Raw genomic sequence first — 17724 nt, forward strand, 5'->3', positions numbered from 1 at the left:
CGGTCACCGGATCGTAGGTGGCACCGCCGCCGAGCGCGCCGGCCACGCTCTCGATGCCCTGCCGGGTCGCCAGCAGCTGCGAGCCGTTGATGGCGTCGAGGCTGGTCTCCGAGATCTCGCCGTCCGCCACGCCGGTCAGCACGCGCGCATCGCCCGCGTTGTTGGTGAAGTCCACGGTGTCGCCGTCCGTCCCGGCCGCCACCGTGATGACGCGGGTGGTGGCGTCCTGCTGCACCAGGCCCACCGTGCCCTCCGACAGACTCTCCTCGAGGCTGGTGGTGCGGCCGTCGATGTTGGTGATCGCACCCTCCACGCCGGTGACGGCCGTACCGCCCACGGTGTAGGTCGGCGCGCTGACCGTGCCGGTCGCCGGGTCGTAGGTCGAGCCGCCGCCCAGCGCCGCCGCCGTGGTGCTGCCCTGGGTGGACACCACGCCGTCCTGCGCCACCAGGGCGTCGCCCACGTTGGTGTAGCTGCCGCTCGACAGCACGTAGGTCGGGCCGGTGAACGCGCCGTCGGCACCGACGGCCGCACCGCCACCGTAGGCCTGGGCCATGTCCTGCCGCGTCGCGTAGAGCTGCGAGCCGGCCACCGCCTCGTCGCTGGTCGCCGTCACCGCGCCCTCGGCCACGCCGGCCAGGGTGCGCGCCTCGCCGTCCACGTTGGCGAAGGTCACGCTGCCACCGCCGACCTGGGCGCCGACGGTGATCTCGCCGTCCTCGACCGGCTGGCGCACCAGACCGACCGCACCCCCCTCCAGCTCCGCCAGCGCGCTCTCCAGCGAGCCGATGGCGCTCTCGTTGTTGATCGTGCGGCCGTCGATGTTGGTGATGGCATCGCCGAGGTTGGTCACCACGGTGCTGCCGCCCATGCCGTCGCCGACGGTGTACTGCGGCGTCGTGAAGGTGCCGGTCACCGGATCGTAGGTGGCACCGCCGCCGAGCGCGCCGGCCACGCTCTCGATGCCCTGGCGGGTCGCCAGCAGCTGCGAGCCGTTGATGGCGTCGAGGCTGGTCTCCGAGATCTCCCCGTCCGCCACGCCGGTCAGCACCCGCGCCTCGCCGGCATTGTTGGTGAAGTCCACGGTGTCACCATCCGTCCCGGCCGCCACCGTGATGACGCGGGTCGTGGCGTCCTGCTGCACCAGACCGACCGTGCCCTCGGCGATGCTCTCCTCCAGGCCGGCGATGCTGCTCTCGTTGGCCGTCGTCCGGCCGTCGATGTTGGTGACGGCGTCGCCGAGGTTGTTCACCACCGTGGTGCCGCCGGCGCCGTCGCCCACGGTGTACTGCGGCGGCGTGAAGGTGCCCGTCGCCGGGTCGTAGGCCGCGCCGCCGCCCACGATGCCCGCCACGCCCTGGCCCTGCTGCGCCACGATGGCGTCCTGTGCGGTCAGTGCGTCGCCGACGTTGGTGTAGGGCGTCCCGCCGATGGCATAGGTCGGCCCGGTGAAGGCCCCCGTCACCGGGTCGTAGAGCGCGCCGCCACCCAGTGCCGCCGCGACGTCGCCGATGCCCTGCCGGGTCGCGTAGAGCTGCGAGCCGTTGATGGCGTCGAGACTGGTCTCCGAGATCTCGCCGTCCGCCACGCCGGTCAGCACCCGCGCCTCGCCGGCGTTGTTGGTGAAGTCCACGGTGTCGCCGTCCGTCCCGGCCGCCACCGTGATGACGCGGGTCGTGGCGTCCTGCTGCACCAGGCCGACCGTGCCCTCCGCCAGGCTCTCTTCGAGGTTGGTGGTGCGGCCGTCGATGTTGGTGATCGCCCCCTCCACTCCGGTGACGGCCGTACCGCCCACGGTGTAGGTCGGCGCGCTGACCGTGCCGGTCGCGGGGTCGTAGGTCGAGCCGCCGCCCAGCGCCGCCGCCGTGGTGCTGCCCTGGGTGGACACCACGCCGTCCTGCGCCGCCAGGGCATCGCCCACGTTGGTGTAGCTGCCGCTCGACAGCACGTAGGTCGGGCCGGTGAACGCGCCGGTCGCCGGGTCGTAGGTGGCACCGCCGCCCAGCGCCCCCACCGTGCTCTCGGTCCCCTGCCGGGTCGCGAAAAGCTGGGAACCGTTGACGGCGTCGAGGCTGGTCTCCGAGATCTCGCCGTCCGCGACGCCGGTCAGCACCCGCGCCTCGCCGGCGTCGTTGGCGAAGTCCACGGTGGTGCCGCCGGTCTGGGCGCCGACGGTGATCGTCGCGGTGGGATCGGCCTGGCGCACGATGCCGATCTCGCCGCTTTCCAGCGCGGTGATGGCGTTCGTGTTCGCCGTGGTGCGGCCGTCGATGTTGGTGAGGGCGTCGCCCAGGTTGGTGGCGACCACGCTCCCGTCGGCGAGGGCGTAGTTCGGCGGCACGAAGTTGCCGTCCGCGTCGTAGTGGGCGTTGCCGCCCAGCGCCTCCACCAGGTCGTTGCGGGTGGCGCCGATGTCCGCGGTGTTGGTCGCCACCTGCTGGTTGGTCGCATAGAGCTGGGAACCGCTCACCGCGTCCACGCTGTCGGCGGAGATCTCGCCCTCGGCCACGCCGGTCAGGCGGCGCTCGATGGCGTTGGCATTGGTGAAGTCCACGATGTTGCCGCCGCGGCCGGCGCCCACGGTGATCGGCTCGATCGGGCTGAGGTCGGACTGCTGGACCAGGCCCAGCTGCCCGTCGATCAGCCCCTGGATGTTCGCCTCGGCGATCGACACGCGCCCGGTCTCCGGCGCGGCCAGCGCGGCGATGTCGTTCTCGTTGGTCGCGGTCCGGGTGAAGAGGTTGTTGATCGCCCCGTCCACGCCGACCACCTCCTCGCCCTCGATCTCGTAGGTCGGCAGGGTCACGATGCCCGTGTCGGGGTCGTAGGCGGCGGTGCCGCCGAAGGCGTCGGCAATGCTCTGGCCGAGGATCTCGGTCGCGCCGCGCAGCTGCAGGACGTTGACCGCGTCGTAGTCGCCGGAACCGGCCGCGAGGTTGGTGATCTGCCGCTGGACGCCGGCGCTGCCGATGGAGACCTCGCCTGCGGACGACTGCGGCGCCGTGAGCCCGAACGCGGCGTAGTCCGTCTGCACCCCCACGCCCGTGGCCGAACCCCTGCCGAGCGCCACCGAGTCGGCATGATCGACCGTCGTGTCCGCGCCCAGCGCCATGCTGCCGGTCGCGTTCTCGGTGAGGGTGGCCTGGCGCCCGATGCCGACGCCGTCCGTCGCCAGGGTCGCGATGGACACGGCATCGCCCATGCCGACGCCGAAGTCGGCGTTGACGATCGTATTGGGGCCGATGGCGATGGCGTGCGAGCCGATCGCGACCGAGTCGTTGGCGTCGGGGTCCACGCCGTCCGGGTTGGCATGGAAGAAGTGCAGGCCCGAGACCTCGAAGGATTCGAGGCGGCTGTTCACCCAGCCCATGTTGACCGCGTCGTCGGCCTCCAGCGGGTTGAGGACGCCCGAGATCCTGCGCAGCGCGCCGTCCTGGTTGCGGATGTCGATCACGGTCCCGCCGGTGTTGCCGCCGAGGGTGATGGTCGCGGCCGGATCGACCGTGCCGCCCGTGCCGAGCTGCTGGACCATGCCGGCGGCGCCGGTCTGGATGGCGACGATGCGCGTGTCGAGGTTGGACACCGCGCCGCCGACGCCGCTCACCAGGGTGGGCGTGGTGCCGCTGCCGTCGTCCACCTCGTACTCGGGCGTGGAGACCGTGCCGGTCGCGGGGTCGTAGGCGGCGCCGCCGCCGAGCCCGGCGGCGAGGCTGCTGCCCAGCGCCTCGGACGCGCCCTGCAGCTGGGCGACGTTCACCGCGTCGGTGGCCTCGGAGCCGGCGGCGACGTGCGTGATCTGCCGCTCGCTGCCGGCCGCGCCCACGGCGACCTCGCCCACGGACGACTGCGGGTCGGCCAGACCGAAGGCCGCGTAGCCGGCCTGCGCCCCGCGGCTGGTGGCCGATTCGGCGCCGAGCGCGACGGACGCGGCGTGCCCTGCGTGGGCATTGCGGCCGATCGCCACCGCGCCCACCGCCGCATCCGGCGCGGTCGGGTCGGCGGCCGCGTCCGAACCGGCCCGCGCGCCGTGGCCGATGGCGACGCCGCTCTCGGCGTCGTTCTCCACCGTCGCGAGATAGCCCGCGCCGAAGCCGTAGTCGCCGCTGACGATGACCTCCGGACCCGAGGCCGTGGACAGGTTGCCGCCGGCGACCGCGCCGCCGGCCGGGTTGTCGGGATCGGGACCCGGATTGACCTGGAAGTACACGCCCTCCGCGAACTCCACCGCGGCGATGGCCGACTGGAGCTGCGACAGGTTGACCGCATCGTTGGCGTCGGTCGCGTTGGCGACCCCGACCAGGCGCCGCGCGGCGCCGATGTCGTTGGCGAAGCTGACGGTGTCGCCGCCGGTGCCGGCGCCCACGGTGATGCCCGCGGACGGGTCCGCCGCGCCGGCCGGCCCGACCTGCTGCACCAGGCCCGCCTCGCCGACCTGCATCGCGGTGATGCGCGTGTCGAGGTTGTCCACCGCGCCGCCGACCCCGGTCACCTCGGTGGTCGCCGTGCCGCTGCCGTCGTCGACGGTGTAGACCGGCGCGGTGATCGTGCCGGTGTCGGGATCGTAGGTCGAACCGCCGCCGAGCGCCCCGGCGGTGCTGTTGAAGGACTGCGAGGCCGTGGTCCCGAGGTTGGAGACGATGGCCTCCTGCGCTTCGAGCGCATCGTGGACCGTCGTGTAGTTCTCGCCGCCGATGTTGTAGGTGGGCGGCGTCAGCACGCCCGTTTCCGAGTAGGCGGCATCGCCGCCGAGCATCGCCGTCAGGTCGTTGCCCACCGCGCGCAACTGGCGCACGGTCACGGCATCGCTGTCGGCCGCGCCGTCGGCCACGAAGGTGATCCGACGATTCAGGGTGGCGTTGCCGACCGAAACCGTCGAGCCCGGCACGGCCTCGCCGGTGCGCCAGCCCGTCCCGCTCGGCGCGGCGGTCTGCGACAGATAGCCCAGCGCCACCGAGTTCGCGTGACCCGCCACCGCCTCGCGGCCGAGGGCGGTCGCACTGGTCTGGGTCGCCTGGGCCTGGATGCCGAGCGCGGCGGAGCCGGCCCCGCTGGCCGTGGAGCGGTCGCCCAGCGCCACGGCGCTGGTGGCCGAGGCCGTGGCGCTGAAGCCGATGGCCACGGTCTGGGCGGCGGTGGCCTGCGCCTGCTGGCCGATCGCGGCCGAAAGCTGCCCGGTCACGTTGGTCAGCCTGCCGATGCCGACGCCGCCGCTGGCCGTCGCGCCGACCTGCGCGCCCGAGCCCAGGGCGATGGCGTCGGCCGCCAGCGCCTGGGTGTTGGTCGTGGTGTTCTGCGAGTTGCTCCCGGCCACCTGGGTCGAGCCCGCACCGATGGCGATGGAGCGTGCCCCGGCGGCGGCGGCGGAGTGGCCCATGGCCGTACTGGCGACGCCGGACGCCGTGGCCGCCAGGCCATGGGCCATGGCGTAGTCGGCACTGGCCAGCGCCTGGCGGCCGACCGCGATGGCGTTGAAGGCCGTGGCCTGGTTCGCCACGCCGAGGGTGATCGCGCTCTGCCCGGTGGAGCGCGAGTTGGCGCCCACCGCCACGGCGGTGCTGCCCAGCGCCTGCGACTGCGAACCGAGCGCCATGGAGGCCGCGCCCGAGGCGAGCGAATTGGCGCCCACCGCCGTGGTGTAGAGCGGCAGGGCGAGGTCCGCGCCCAGGCCCTGCCCATCCGTGCGCAGCTCCGGCACGCCGGTGGCGGCGACGGCGCCGCTGGCGGTCGCCTGCCGGCCGAGGGCGATGCCGCGCTCGGCGGCCGTGGCGACCTGGGCCTGGGTGCCGATGGCGATGGCATCGGCGGCCGCGGCCTGGGTGTTGGTGGTCGTGTCCTGCCCGACCTGATCGCCGGTGATCGACCCGGCGGTGCCGAAGGCGATCGCGCGCGCGCCCGTGGCCGAGGCCGAGTGACCCAGGGCGCTGCTGCCCAGGCCCGTCGCCGTCGCCACGTTGCCCATCGCCATGCTGAAGCTGCCGGACGCCACATTCTGGCGTCCGATGGCGATGGACGTGTTGCCGCTCGCGGTGCTGTGGCCGCCGATGGAGACCGACGAGAGGCCGGTCGCCTGGGCCGATGTACCCAGGGCGACCGCGAGACCGGCGGTCGCGCGGGAGCCCGCACCCACGGCGACGCCTCCCGCCAGGCCGCTCGAGTCGCCCGCACGCGCGTCGTCGCCGTAGGCCGTGCTGGAGTAGTTCGTGTCGGCCGAGATGGGCACGCCCAGCCCGTCCGTGCGCCTGGCGCCGATGTTCGTCCCAACGCCGCCGGCGAAGGCGTTGACGCCCACCGCGGTACCGGCGGCCTGCCCGGTGCCCACCGCCTGCGAGCCGCCACCGATGGCGATGCCGCGCAGTCCCGCGGAGATGACGCCGCCGCCCGCCGTGTACTGCTGCGCCAGGGCGCCGGACGCCCAGAAGGCCAGCGCACCCGCGACGATCAGCGCCAGCGCGCTGCGGCGCACCATGGGCCGCGGACGCCGGGGAAGGCGCAGGGGACCGCCCTGTACCGGGCGCGGCCACGCGGGCCGTGCGAGAACGGTGACCTCACCGAGCCGGACCGGCCGGCAGTTGACGTGGATGGTTCGCATGTCCAGATCCTCAAGCGTGCGTGCGGGGCTGGTCCTGGTGGGTCCGCCTTCGCGCGGAGTACGGAAACGTCGGGAGCGGAGGCCGGCGCCCGGGCCTGCGCCGGGCGGAACGGAATCCGGGTGCGGCGGCGGGTGCCGTCGCGATGTCGGGCCGCCGCGCGGGGTCGCGCGCGGGCGGGGCCTCCGGCGGCGGGCGGGCACCCGTGCCGGAGGCGGGGGCGCTCATCCGGTCGGGGCGACGATGTAGCCGGCGAAGCGCCACTGGCAGTCGTCGTCGCGGCGGAACGAAACCAGTTCCTCCGCCGGTCCGCCCGCGAAGCGGCTGCGGAAACCGACGCTGACGTAGCGGCCAGGCGCCACGGCGCCGTCCTGGGCCTGGATGTCCATCAGCTCGACGCGGATCCAGTCGCGGCGCTGCAACTGGCCCAGAGGCCGCCGCGCGTTCTGGACCGACTCGACGAACTGCTGCTCCGTGACCGCGGCATGCGTCACCGGCGTGGCCTGCCGCCAGAGCTGGGCGAGCTGCGGCGCCTGCGCCCGGTCCACGGCCTGGGCCATGGCCAGGGCGGCGTCGTGGAGGGTCCCGGGCGGCGACGTCGCGTCGTCGCGACACGCCTGCTGCTGCGCCCAGGCACCGCCCGCGGTCCCGGCCAGGGCCACCGCCACACTCAATGCAATCGCCTTCATTCCACCCTCCATGACGCTCTCTGGTCGCGCGGATGCGCCGGGCCGGCCGCGGCATTCGGGTGCCGGACCCGTCGCATGAATCCTTCTGCCCGGCGGGGGACGCCCCCTGACCGGAAAATCCCGCCGTGGAACCGGCCTCGCCGGCCACGGCGGACAAAATGCAGGCATTACCCGGCAGCCGCCCTCCGGAATACCCGGATGGACGTCGACGTTGTTTTTCGTTACCGATGCGACCGGGCGCGGAGTGCCTGCATCGCGCGCCGCTCCCGACGACCGCCGGGTCGCTCGCCCGGCCGCCTACCGGTGCAGGCGCCGGGCGCGGCGCGGGACGGTCAGGGGTGCCGGCATATCGGGACCGGACCGGGAATACCGGTCTCGCGGCGCCACTGCCGGATGTCCGGCGGGCGCCCGCGCCAGTTTCCGACGACCGGCTCCGGAGGCAGCGGCCTCCGCGCGGAGGGAAATTCGATGTTTCGCTGCACACATCCCTGCAGCGGGCCTGGATACGGCCACGTACCCGTTACGGACGACCGCGACATCGAGAGCATTCTCATCGTTGCTCCAGGGCGTTCCTTCGTCGAAAACGATTCTGCCCACGCGAAAATCGCTTCCGCAATATGGCCCGCAGCACCCCGCAGCCTTCACCCCTCGATCACTGAGATCATTACGCAACATCGACACGCAAACCCATGAAAACCCTCGGGAAGTCGCACTCCATCACGCGCCTGCGATATTCATTAACATGATCCCGCCGACGGATTCAGCGCAGGTACAAACTGCAAGCGACTGATTTTCAAGGAAAACATCTTCTGAACACTTCGTTAAGCACGTTCAGAGTTCTGCAATGAAACCACGACAAAAAAGGGCAATCCGAATGCCCTTCTGCCCCGGCGGCCCACGTTCCGAACGAAAACGGCGCCACGACCCGCACGTTCTTCTGCAGTCAGCCCGGACGCCGACATATTCGCGGGATACATATTCATTAGGTGCGCCCGGCGCCCACTGCCGCCCCACCATCCATCGGCACCCCAAGCACAAGCCCAAGTCCTGAGCCCCGAACCCCAAGCCCTGAGTCCTGCTGAGCCCCAAGCCCCAAGCCCCAAGCCCCAAGCCCTGAGCCCTGAGCCCCAAGCCCCACCCCCCCGAACCCAGCCCCTCCCCCGATCCCCTACAATCCACGGCCGCCGCGGCGCCGCCCGTCCGCCCTCCGCTTCCTCCGCTCACCCAGGCGCCCGCCCGGCGGGCCTGGCCTTCGAGTCCACATGTCCAGGAACAGCAAAGACCAGCCCGAACACACGCCGCTGATGAAGCAGTTCTTCGCCGCCAAGGCGGAGGCGCCCGACATCCTGCTGTTCTTCCGGATGGGCGACTTCTACGAACTCTTCTACGACGACGCGCGGCGGGCGGCCGAGCTGCTGGACATCACCCTGACCCAGCGCGGCAGCTCGGGCGGCGCGCCCATTCCCATGGCCGGCGTGCCGGTGCATGCGGTAGAGGGCTATCTCGCGCGGCTGGTCGCCCTCGGCGAGTCGGTCGCCATCTGCGAACAGATCGGCGACCCCGCGGCCAGCAAGGGCCTGGTGGAGCGGAAGATCGTGCGCGTGGTGACCCCGGGCACGGTCACCGACGAGGCCCTGCTGGAGGAGCGGCGCGACACCCTGCTGATGGCGGTGGCGCGCGGGCGCAACGGCTACGGCCTGGCCTGGGCCGACCTTGCCGGCGGGCGCTTCCTCTGCTGCGAACTGCCCGACGAGGACGCGCTGGCGGCCGAGCTGGCCCGCCTCGAACCCGCCGAACTCCTGGTGCCGGACGAGGACGGCTGGCCCCAGGTCGCGCTCGCCCGCGGCGGCGTGCGGCGGCGCCCGCCATGGCTGTTCGATGCCGATGCCTCGCGTCGCCAGCTCCTGAAGTTCTTCGGCCTGCAGGACCTGTCCGCCTTCGGCATCGAGGAACTGCCGACCGCGGTGGCGGCCGCCGGCGCACTGCTCGGCTACGTGGAGGAGACCCAGAAGCAGCGCCTGCCCCACCTCACCGCCATCGCGGTGGAATCCACCGCCGACACCATCGCCATGAACGCGGCGACCCGGCGCCACCTCGAACTCGACACCCGGGTCGACGGCAAGACCCGGCACACCCTGCTGGGCGTGATCGACAGCACCGTCACGCCCATGGGCGGGCGCCTGCTGCGGCGCTGGCTGCACCGCCCGCTGCGCGACCGCGGCGTGCTCGAACAGCGCCACCACGCGGTCGCCGCCCTGCTGGAATCGCGCGTGGGCGAGGACCTGCGCCAGCGCTTCCGCGGCGTGGGCGACGTCGAGCGCATCCTGACCCGCGTGGCGCTGCGCTCCGCGCGCCCGCGCGACCTCTCCACCCTGCGCGACGCCCTGGCCGCCCTGCCGGCCCTCCGCGAGGTGCTGGCGCCGCTGGACTCGCCGCGCCTGGTGGATCTCTCCCGCGAGCTCGGCGAGCACGGCACGACCGCCGGGCTGCTCGCCCGCGCGGTGATCGAGCAGCCGCCGGCGCTGCTGCGCGACGGCGGCGTCATCGCCGAGGGCTTCGACGACGAGCTCGACGAGCTGCGCCGACTGAGCACCCATGCCGACCAGTTCCTGATCGACCTGGAGACGCGCGAGCGCGCCGCGACCGGCGTGCCGACGCTCAAGGTGGGCTACAACCGCGTGCACGGCTACTACATCGAGCTGAGCAAGGCGCACGCGGGCAAGGCGCCCACGCACTACACGCGCCGCCAGACCCTGACCAACGCCGAGCGCTACATCACGGAGGAGCTGAAGTCCTTCGAGGACAAGGTGCTCTCCGCACGCGAGCGGGCGCTGGCGCGGGAACGCGGCCTCTACGAGGAACTGCTCGACGCGCTGGGCGGCGTGCTGCCGGCGCTGAAGCGGGCGGCGCAGGCGCTGGCCGAACTCGACGTGCTGGCCGCCTTCGCAGAACGCGCCGAGGCGCTGGACTGGTCGCGCCCCGAGCTGACCTCGAACCCGGTGCTGCAGATCGAGCGCGGCCGCCATCCGGTGGTCGAGGCGGTGCGCGAGGCGCCGTTCGAGCCCAACGACCTGATGCTCGATCCGGACCGGCGCATGCTGGTGATCACCGGCCCCAACATGGGCGGCAAGAGCACCTACATGCGCCAGAACGCGCTGATCGTGCTGCTGGCCCACATCGGCAGCTTCGTGCCGGCCGCGCGCGCCTGCATCGGCCCGATCGACCGCATCCTGACCCGCATCGGCGCGGGCGACGACCTCGCCAAGGGCCAGTCGACCTTCATGGTCGAGATGGCCGAGACCGCCTACATCCTCCACCACGCCACCGCGCAGTCGCTGGTGCTGATGGACGAGATCGGCCGCGGCACCTCGACCTACGACGGCCTCGCCCTGGCGCAGGCCTGCGCGACGCACCTGGCCGCGCACAACCGTGCCTGGACCCTGTTCGCCACCCACTACTTCGAGCTGACCGCGCTGGCTGAACCGGGCAGCGGCATCGCCAACGTCCACCTCGACGCGGTGGAGCACGGCGACCGGCTGGTGTTCATGCACGCGGTCAAGGACGGCCCGGCCAACCGCAGCTTCGGCCTGCAGGTGGCGGCGCTGGCCGGCCTGCCGCCGACGGTCGTCGCCGAGGCCCGGCGCAACCTCGCCGGGCTGGAGCAGCGCGCGGAGTCCGACGCCGCCAACGCCCCCGCCGGGCCGCCCCCGCAGCAGATGGGGCTGTTCGTCGCCCCGCCCTCGCCGGCGCTGGAGGCTCTGGAGAAGCTCGATCCCGACAGCCTGACCCCGCGCGCCGCGCTGGACGCGCTGTACCGCCTGAAGGCGCTGCTGTGAACGCGGCCGCCGCCGGGCGGGCCCGACGGCTCGGCGCCTGCGCCGTCTACGCGCTGGTGTTCGTCGCCCTGGGCCTAGCCCTGCAGGTGATCCAGAACGCGCTGGGCCTCGCCCTGCCCGTCCTCGCCGACACCGCCCTCGCCTGCCTCGTGGTCGTGCCGGCGGCCCTGCTGCTGGCCTTCCGCGTGGCGCGGCCGCGGCCGCTCGATCCCGTCGCCACCCATGTCGTGGTGGCGGTGCTGGTCTATGCCCTGATCATCGCCATCCTGGGCGCGGCCGGCGGACCGGCGTCCGGCGGCTGGCTGCTGTGGACGCAGCCGGAGGCCTGGGGCCGGCTGTTCGCCGCGCTCGGCCAGGGCGGCGCCATGCTCGCGGTCTCCCATCTCGCGCCCGTGCTCGCGGCGCTCGGCTGGCTCCACGTGCTGGGCGCGCGCCGCGGACGCAGCCCGGACGCGGACGACGACGGCCCGCCGGATCGCGGCTGAAGCCGCTCCCACCACCTGTAGGAGGGGCTTCAGCCCCGACCCACACCCGTCGGCGCCGCGGCATCGCGGCTGAAGCCGCTCCCACAGCAACCTGTAGGAGGGGCTTCAGCCCCGATCCACCCGTCGGCGCCGCGGCATCGCGGCTGAAGCCGCTCCCACAGCAACCTGTAGGAGGGGCTTCAGCCCCGATCCACCCGTCGGCGCCGCGGCATCGCGGCTGAAGCCGCTCCCACAGCAACCTGCAGGAGGGGCTTCAGCCCCGATCCACCCCTCGGCGCCGCAGCATCGCGGCTGAAGCCGCTCCCACAGCAACCTGCAGGAGGGGCTTCAGCCCCGATCCACCCGTCGGCGCCGCAGCGCATCGCGGCTGAAGCCGCTCCCACAGCAACCTGTAGGAGGGGCTTCAGCCCCGACCCACCCCTCGGCGCCGCGGCGCATCGCGGCTGAAGCCGCTCCCACAGCAACCTGTAGGAGGGGCTTCAGCCCCGACCCACCCGTCGGCGCCGCGGCATCGCGCCTGAAGCCGCTCCCACTGCAACCTGTAGGAGGGGCTTCAGCCCCGATCCACCCCTCGGCGCCGCAACGCATCGCGGCTGAAGCCGCTCCCACAGCAACCTGTAGGAGGGGCTTCAGCCCCGACCCACACCCGTCGGCGCCGCAACGCACGGCTGAAGCCGCTCCCACAGCAATCTGTAGGAGGGGCTTCAGCCCCGATCCACCCCTCGGCGCCGCAACGCATCGCGGCTGAAGCCGCTCCCACAGCAACCTGCAGGAGGGGCTTCAGCCCCGATCCACCCCTCGGCGCCGCAGCATCGCGGCTGAAGCCGCTCCCACAGCGACCTGTAGGAGGGGCTTCAGCCCCGACCCACACCCGTCGGCGCCGCAACGCATCGCGGCTGAAGCCGCTCCCACAGCAACCTGTAGGAGGGGCTTCAGCCCCGACCCACACCCGTCGGCGCCGCAACGCATCGCGGCTGAAGCCGCTCCCACAGCAACCTGTAGGAGGGGCTTCAGCCCCGATCCATCCCTCGGCGCCGCGGCGCGTCGCGGCTGAAGCCGCTCCCACAGCGACCTGTAGGAGGGGCTTCAGCCCCAACCCACCCCTCGGCGCCGCGGCGCACCGCGGCTGAAGCCGCTCCCACAGCAACCTGTAGGAGGGGCTTCAGCCCCGACCCACACCCGTCGGCGCCGCGGCATCGCGGCTGAAGCCGCTCTCACAGCAACCTGTAGGAGGGGCTTCAGCCCCGACCCGCCGGTGCGGCGCTCGTCCCGTCTATGTGGCCGCGTCGAGCGCGGCCGGGATGACGTCGGCGCCGGTGCCGACGCGCATCCCCTGCGCGGGCCGTGCGAGGAGGGCCGCCAGGGCCGGAGGCACCGGCACCGCGTGGCCCACCAGCGGCTCCACGATGCTCTCGAACTTGGCCGGATGGGCGGTCGCCACCACGGCGCGGTCGCCGCCCTCGCCCGCCGCGCGTGCGGCGTCCAGCGCGTGCAGGGCGCAGGCGGTATGGGGGCAGGCGACCAGGCCGTGCCGCGCCGGCGCCGCCCGCAGCGCGTCGCGGATGGCCGCGTCGTCCACCGGGACCGCGCGCAGCGCGGCGCGCAGTGCGTCCACGTCCGGCTCCAGCCAGCACAGGCGCTCGAAGTTGCTCGGTGCGCCGACGTCCATGGCGTTGGCGAGCGTCGCCACGCTCGGCACCGGCACGTACGCGCCGCCGGCGAAGAAGTCCGGCAGCACCCGGTTGGCGTTGCAGGCCAGGACGATGTCGCCGACGGGCAGGCCCATGCGCCGCGCGAGCAGGGCCGCGAGCGCGTTGCCGAGGTTGCCGGTGGGAACCACGAAGCCGAGCGGCCGCCCCGTCGTGCGCCAGTGGCCCAGCGCCGCGTGGGCGTAGTAGGCCGCCTGCGGCAGCCAGCGGCCCAGGCTGATGCTGTTGGCCGAACCGAGCGGATGCCGCGCGCGCAGCGCGGGGTCGGCCAGCGCGGCCTTCACCATGCGCTGGCAGTCGTCGAAGCTGCCGGCCACGCGCAGCGCGCGCACGTTGCCGCCCCAGGCCTCGAGCCCCTGCGCCTGGCGCGGCGACACCCGGCCCTCCGGGTACAGGATCAGTACCCGCATGCCCTCGCGTCCGTGGAAGGCCCCCGCGACCGCCGCGCCGGTGTCGCCCGAGGTGGCGACGAGGACGGTCAGCGGGCGCGCCGGATCGCGCGGCATCCGTTCGAGGCAGGCGGCGAGGAAGCGCGCCCCGAAGTCCTTGAAGGCCGCGGTCGGGCCGTGGAACAGCTCCAGCACGAAGTCCCCCGCGCCGCGCAGCGGGCGCAGGGGCGCGGCGATGGCGAAGGCCTCCGCGCAGACGGCATCCAGCGCGCCGGCCAGCGGATCGCCCTCGAAGAAGGGGGCGAGCAGGTGCGCGGCGGTCGCGGCGAGCGAGGCGTCCTCCGGAAAGCCCGCCGGGTCGAGCCGCGGCACGCGTTCGGGCACGAACAGCCCGCCATCCGGAGCCAGCCCGGCGGCCAGCGCCGCGGACAGGCCGGTCGGCGCCACGCCGCCGCGGGTGCTCAGGAACCGCATGGCCGCACCGCCGCCGCCGGCCCGGCCACCGGCGAGACCCAGGCGCGCGACGCGAAGCCCGCCGCGGCGAAGGCCGCGCGCATGGCCTCGCCCGCCGCCTGTGCGCGCTCGGCGTCGTCGAACCAGGCGAACACGCTCGGCCCCGCGCCGGAGATGCTCGCGCCGAGCGCCCGATGGTCGAAGGCCGCGGCCTTCACCGCGGCGAAGCCCGGGATCAGCCGTGCACGCCGCGGCTCCACCAGCACGTCGACGAGGCCCTCGTGGATCAGCCTGCGGTCGCCGCGCGCCAGCCCGGTGAGGAACAGCGCCAGGTGGGTACTGTGCGCGACCACCGTCTCCAGCCGGAACGGCTCGGCCAGTGCCGCGCGGGCGCGCCGCGTCTCCAGCACCTGGTCCGGATGCACCACCACGCAGTGCAGCCAGTCCGGCACGTCGAGCGGGATCATCCGCCGCGGGGTCGCCAGGACCAGCCCGCCGAGCAGCATGGGCGCCACGTTGTCGCCGTGCGCACTGCCGCTGGCCACCGCCTCGCCCTCCAGCGCGCAGGGATAGAGCGCCTCGCGCGACAGCGGCGCGTCGAGCAGGGCGTTGGCCGCGACCAGCGCGGCGACCGCGGAGGCGGCGGAACCGCCCAGCCCCGATCCCAGCGGGATGCCCTTGTCGATCTCCAGCTCGAAGCCGTGCGCCAGGCCGAGGCGCGCGCGCAGCGCCATCAGCGCGCGGCCGGCGGTGTTGGCCTCGGGGTCGCGCGGCAGGTCCGGCGCGCAGCCGCCGACTTCCGCGATGCGCACCCCGGGCGCGGCGGTCCTGCGCACGCGCACCCGGTCGCTCGGGCCGCGGACGACGTGGCCGAGCACGTCGAAGCCCACGCCGATGTTGCCGACGCTGGCCCAGGCCTCGCCGACCGCCACCTGCGGCGCCGCCCCGACGCCCTGCGGGCGCGTCGTCGTCCTCGTGCTCAAATCCGTGCCCCCAGCGCATGCGCGATCTGCAGAAGATCGCCGAAGACCCCGGCCGCGGTCACGTCCGGCCCCGCGCCCGGCCCCTGCACCACCAGCGGGTTCTCGGCATAGCGGCGGGTGCGGAACTGCACGAGGTTGTCGGTCAGCCGTCCCTGCGCGCAGGCGTCGGCCGGATCGACCGCCGCGAGCCCGACGCGGGCGGTGCCGTCGCGGTCCAGGCGGGCGAGGTAGCGCAGCACCCGCCCTTCCGCCCGGGCCGCCGCCAGCCGCGCCGCCAGCGGCGCGTCGAGCTCCTCCAGGCGCGCAAGGAAGGCCTCGCGCGGCAGCGCGGCCAGGGCCGGCGGCACCAGCCCTTCGACCTCCACGCGGTCCAGGGTGAGCGGCCAGCCGGCCTCCCGCGCGAGGATGACCACCTTGCGCGCGACGTCGATGCCGCCGAGGTCGTCGCGCGGGTCGGGTTCGGTGAAGCCCTGCGCATGCGCCTCGCGGACCAGGGCCGAGAACGGCCGGCTGCCGTCGTAGCGGTTGAACAGCCAGGCCAGGGTGCCCGACAGGATGCCCTCGATCGATAGCAGGGCGTCGCCGGTGTCGAGCAGGCTGCGCAGGGTCTGGATCACCGGCAGGCCGGCGCCGACCGTGGCTTCGTAGCGGAAGCGCGCGCCGCTGCGCAGCGCGGCCTCGCGGATGGCCGCGTAGCGCGTCCAGTCGCCGCTGCCGGCCTGCTTGTTGGGCGTGACCACGTGGATGCCCGCGGCCAGCCAGTCGGCGTAGCGCGCGGCCACCTCCGCGCTCGCGCTGCAGTCGACGATCACCGCGTGCGGCAGGGCACTGCTGCGCACGTGCGCGGCGAAGGCGTCCAAGTCGACCGGCGTGGGGTCGAAGTCCACCCCGGCGCGCAGGGCCTCGGCGTCCAGCGGCGCGTCCGACAGGCGCATGCGCCGGCTGTTGGCGATGGCGCGCACCCGGAGGTCGAGGTTGGCCGTGCTGCGCAGCCGCGCGAGCGTGTCGGCGAACTGCGCCAGCAGCGCGGTGCCGACGTTGCCGGTCCCGATCACGCCGATGGACACGGTGTGCGGCGACAGCCAGAAGGCGGCGTGGGCCGCGCGCAGCGCCCGCTCGGCGTCGCCCGCGGCGATGGCGACCGAAAGATTCCGCTCCGACGCGCCCTGGGCGATCGCGCGCAGATTGACCCGGGCGTGCGCCAGCGCGCCGAGCAGGCGCGCGGCGACGCCGGGCGTGCCGACCATGCCGTCGCCCACCGCGGCGAGCACGGCGACGTCGCGGGTCGTGGACACGCCCTGGATCTGCCCGCGCGCGATCTCGTCGACGAAGGCCGCGCGCACCGCGGCCTCGGCGGCCTCCGCCTGCGCTGCGCGGACGAGGCAGCAGATCGAATGCTCGGACGAGCCCTGCGAGATCATCACCACCGACACCCGCACGGCATGCAGCGCGGAGAACAGCCGTTCGGCGGTCCCCGGCACGCCGATCATGCCCGCGCCGCTCAGTTCCAGCACGGCGAGCTCGGACACCAGGCTCAGGCCCTTGACCGGTCCGGCGGCGGGCGACGGCCCGGGACCGATGTGCGTCCCCGGGCGCTCGGGGCGCAGGCTGTTGCGGATGCGCAGCGTCATGCCGCGCGCCATCGCGGGCGCCAGCGTCTGCGGATGGATCACCCTGGCGCCGAAGTAGGCCAGCTCGCAGGCCTCGGCGTAGGACAACGCCGGCAGGCAGACCGCATCCGGCACGCACCGCGGATCGGCGGAGAGCACACCGTCCACGTCGGTCCAGATGGTGAGTTCGCGGGCGTCGCAGAGCGAGGCGAGGATCGCGCCGGAGTAGTCGCCGCCGTTGCGGCCGAGGGTGGTCGTGCGCCCGGCGCGGTCGCGGGCGAGGAAGCCCGTGGCGACGATGCCCGACTCCGGATGCGCGGCGCGCCAGGCGGCGAGGCGGTCCGCGCTGGCCGCCCAGTCCACCGCCGCGCCGAGTTCGCCCTGCTCCACCACCAGCACCTCGCGGGCATCCAGCCAGGCCCAGCCGTCCGCCTCGCCGCCGAGCGCCGCGTGCAGCAGGCGCGAGGCGCAGAGCTCGCCGAAGCCGTGGACGTCCGCCAGGACGTCGGGCTCCGGCGGACGTGCGGGATCGAACGCGGCGAGCCGCCTGCCGAGATCGGCGAAGGCCGCGTCCAGCCATGCGTGCAGGGCGTCCGGCACCGCCAGCCCCCGCGCGGCGTCGCGATGCCGCGCGCGCAGCGCGTCCAGCTCGCCCACCCAGCCGCCGTCGCCGGTCGCCGCGCGCTCGCCGAGGCGGATCAGGGCGTCGGTGACGCCGCGCATGGCCGAGGCGACGACGAGGCCAGGCCCCGCCTCGCCGCGCAGGATCCCGGCCGCGGCGGCGATGCGGCCGGCTTCGGCGAGGCTGGAACCGCCGAACTTGTGCGCGTGCGCAGGGAGGGGAGCGGCGACGGCCGGTGCATCGGCCGGCGACGCGGGAAGGGCGACTGCGGAGCTGCTCATGGCGTGGGCCTTCTGGTGAGGCCGCGCCGGACGGGTGGGGATTCGCATCGCCGCACCCGGTCCGGGTGCGGCGGTGGAGG

Annotated in this window: 6 protein-coding genes and 1 pseudogene; 2 read left to right on the forward strand and 5 right to left on the reverse strand. The window is 74.0% G+C overall.

Annotation, left to right across the window (positions count from 1 at the left end; all coding sequences use genetic code 11):
* Both ACFO3Q_RS03210 and ACFO3Q_RS03215 read right to left on the reverse strand, forming a co-directional pair.
* Positions 1-6589, reverse strand: a pseudogene (locus ACFO3Q_RS03210) (hypothetical protein); the annotation flags it as partial.
* A gap of 222 nt (positions 6590-6811) precedes the next feature.
* Positions 6812-7276 carry a DUF4019 domain-containing protein gene (locus ACFO3Q_RS03215; RefSeq protein ID WP_377003194.1) on the reverse strand — a complete coding sequence of 155 codons (465 nt, stop codon included), beginning with the start codon at positions 7274-7276 and terminating at the stop codon, positions 6812-6814.
* A 1262-nt stretch (positions 7277-8538) separates the two neighbouring features.
* Between ACFO3Q_RS03215 and mutS the strand changes: the two genes are divergently transcribed.
* The gene (mutS, locus tag ACFO3Q_RS03220; protein ID WP_377003195.1) at positions 8539-11112 is read left to right on the forward strand and encodes a DNA mismatch repair protein MutS; all 2574 of its coding nucleotides are present in this window, start codon (positions 8539-8541) and stop codon (positions 11110-11112) included.
* Positions 11109-11597 carry a hypothetical protein gene (locus tag ACFO3Q_RS03225; RefSeq protein WP_377003196.1) on the forward strand — a complete coding sequence of 163 codons (489 nt, stop codon included), beginning with the start codon at positions 11109-11111 and terminating at the stop codon, positions 11595-11597. Before mutS ends, ACFO3Q_RS03225 begins: the two co-directional genes overlap by 4 nt.
* A 1273-nt stretch (positions 11598-12870) precedes the next feature.
* Here ACFO3Q_RS03225 and thrC read toward each other — a convergent pair.
* The 3 genes from thrC to thrA are packed head-to-tail and all read right to left on the reverse strand — an operon-like array spanning position 12871 to position 17644.
* On the reverse strand, positions 12871-14169 hold the full coding sequence (thrC, locus tag ACFO3Q_RS03230; RefSeq protein ID WP_377003198.1) for a threonine synthase: 1299 nt from the start codon (positions 14167-14169) through the stop codon (positions 12871-12873).
* The gene (locus ACFO3Q_RS03235; protein ID WP_377003199.1) at positions 14157-15131 is read right to left on the reverse strand and encodes a homoserine kinase; all 975 of its coding nucleotides are present in this window, start codon (positions 15129-15131) and stop codon (positions 14157-14159) included. Before ACFO3Q_RS03235 ends, thrC begins: the two co-directional genes overlap by 13 nt.
* Positions 15128-17644 (reverse strand): bifunctional aspartate kinase/homoserine dehydrogenase I, encoded by a 2517-nt coding sequence (thrA, locus tag ACFO3Q_RS03240; protein WP_377003200.1) that lies wholly within the window; start codon positions 17642-17644, stop codon positions 15128-15130. Before thrA ends, ACFO3Q_RS03235 begins: the two co-directional genes overlap by 4 nt.
* Positions 17645-17724 lie beyond the last annotated feature (80 nt).

It is taken from the genome of Coralloluteibacterium thermophilum (assembly GCF_042654365.1).
Lineage (GTDB): Bacteria > Pseudomonadota > Gammaproteobacteria > Xanthomonadales > Xanthomonadaceae > Coralloluteibacterium > Coralloluteibacterium thermophilum.

Bases quoted from the DNA above. Each gene is read 5' to 3' on its own strand.
- ACFO3Q_RS03215 (WP_377003194.1), bottom strand. From the start codon at position 7,276: ATGAAGGCGATTGCATTGAGTGTGGCGGTGGCCCTGGCCGGGACCGCG.
- mutS (WP_377003195.1), top strand. From the start codon at position 8,539: ATGTCCAGGAACAGCAAAGACCAGCCCGAACACACGCCGCTGATGAAG.
- thrC (WP_377003198.1), bottom strand. From the start codon at position 14,169: ATGCGGTTCCTGAGCACCCGCGGCGGCGTGGCGCCGACCGGCCTGTCC.
- thrA (WP_377003200.1), bottom strand. From the start codon at position 17,644: ATGAGCAGCTCCGCAGTCGCCCTTCCCGCGTCGCCGGCCGATGCACCG.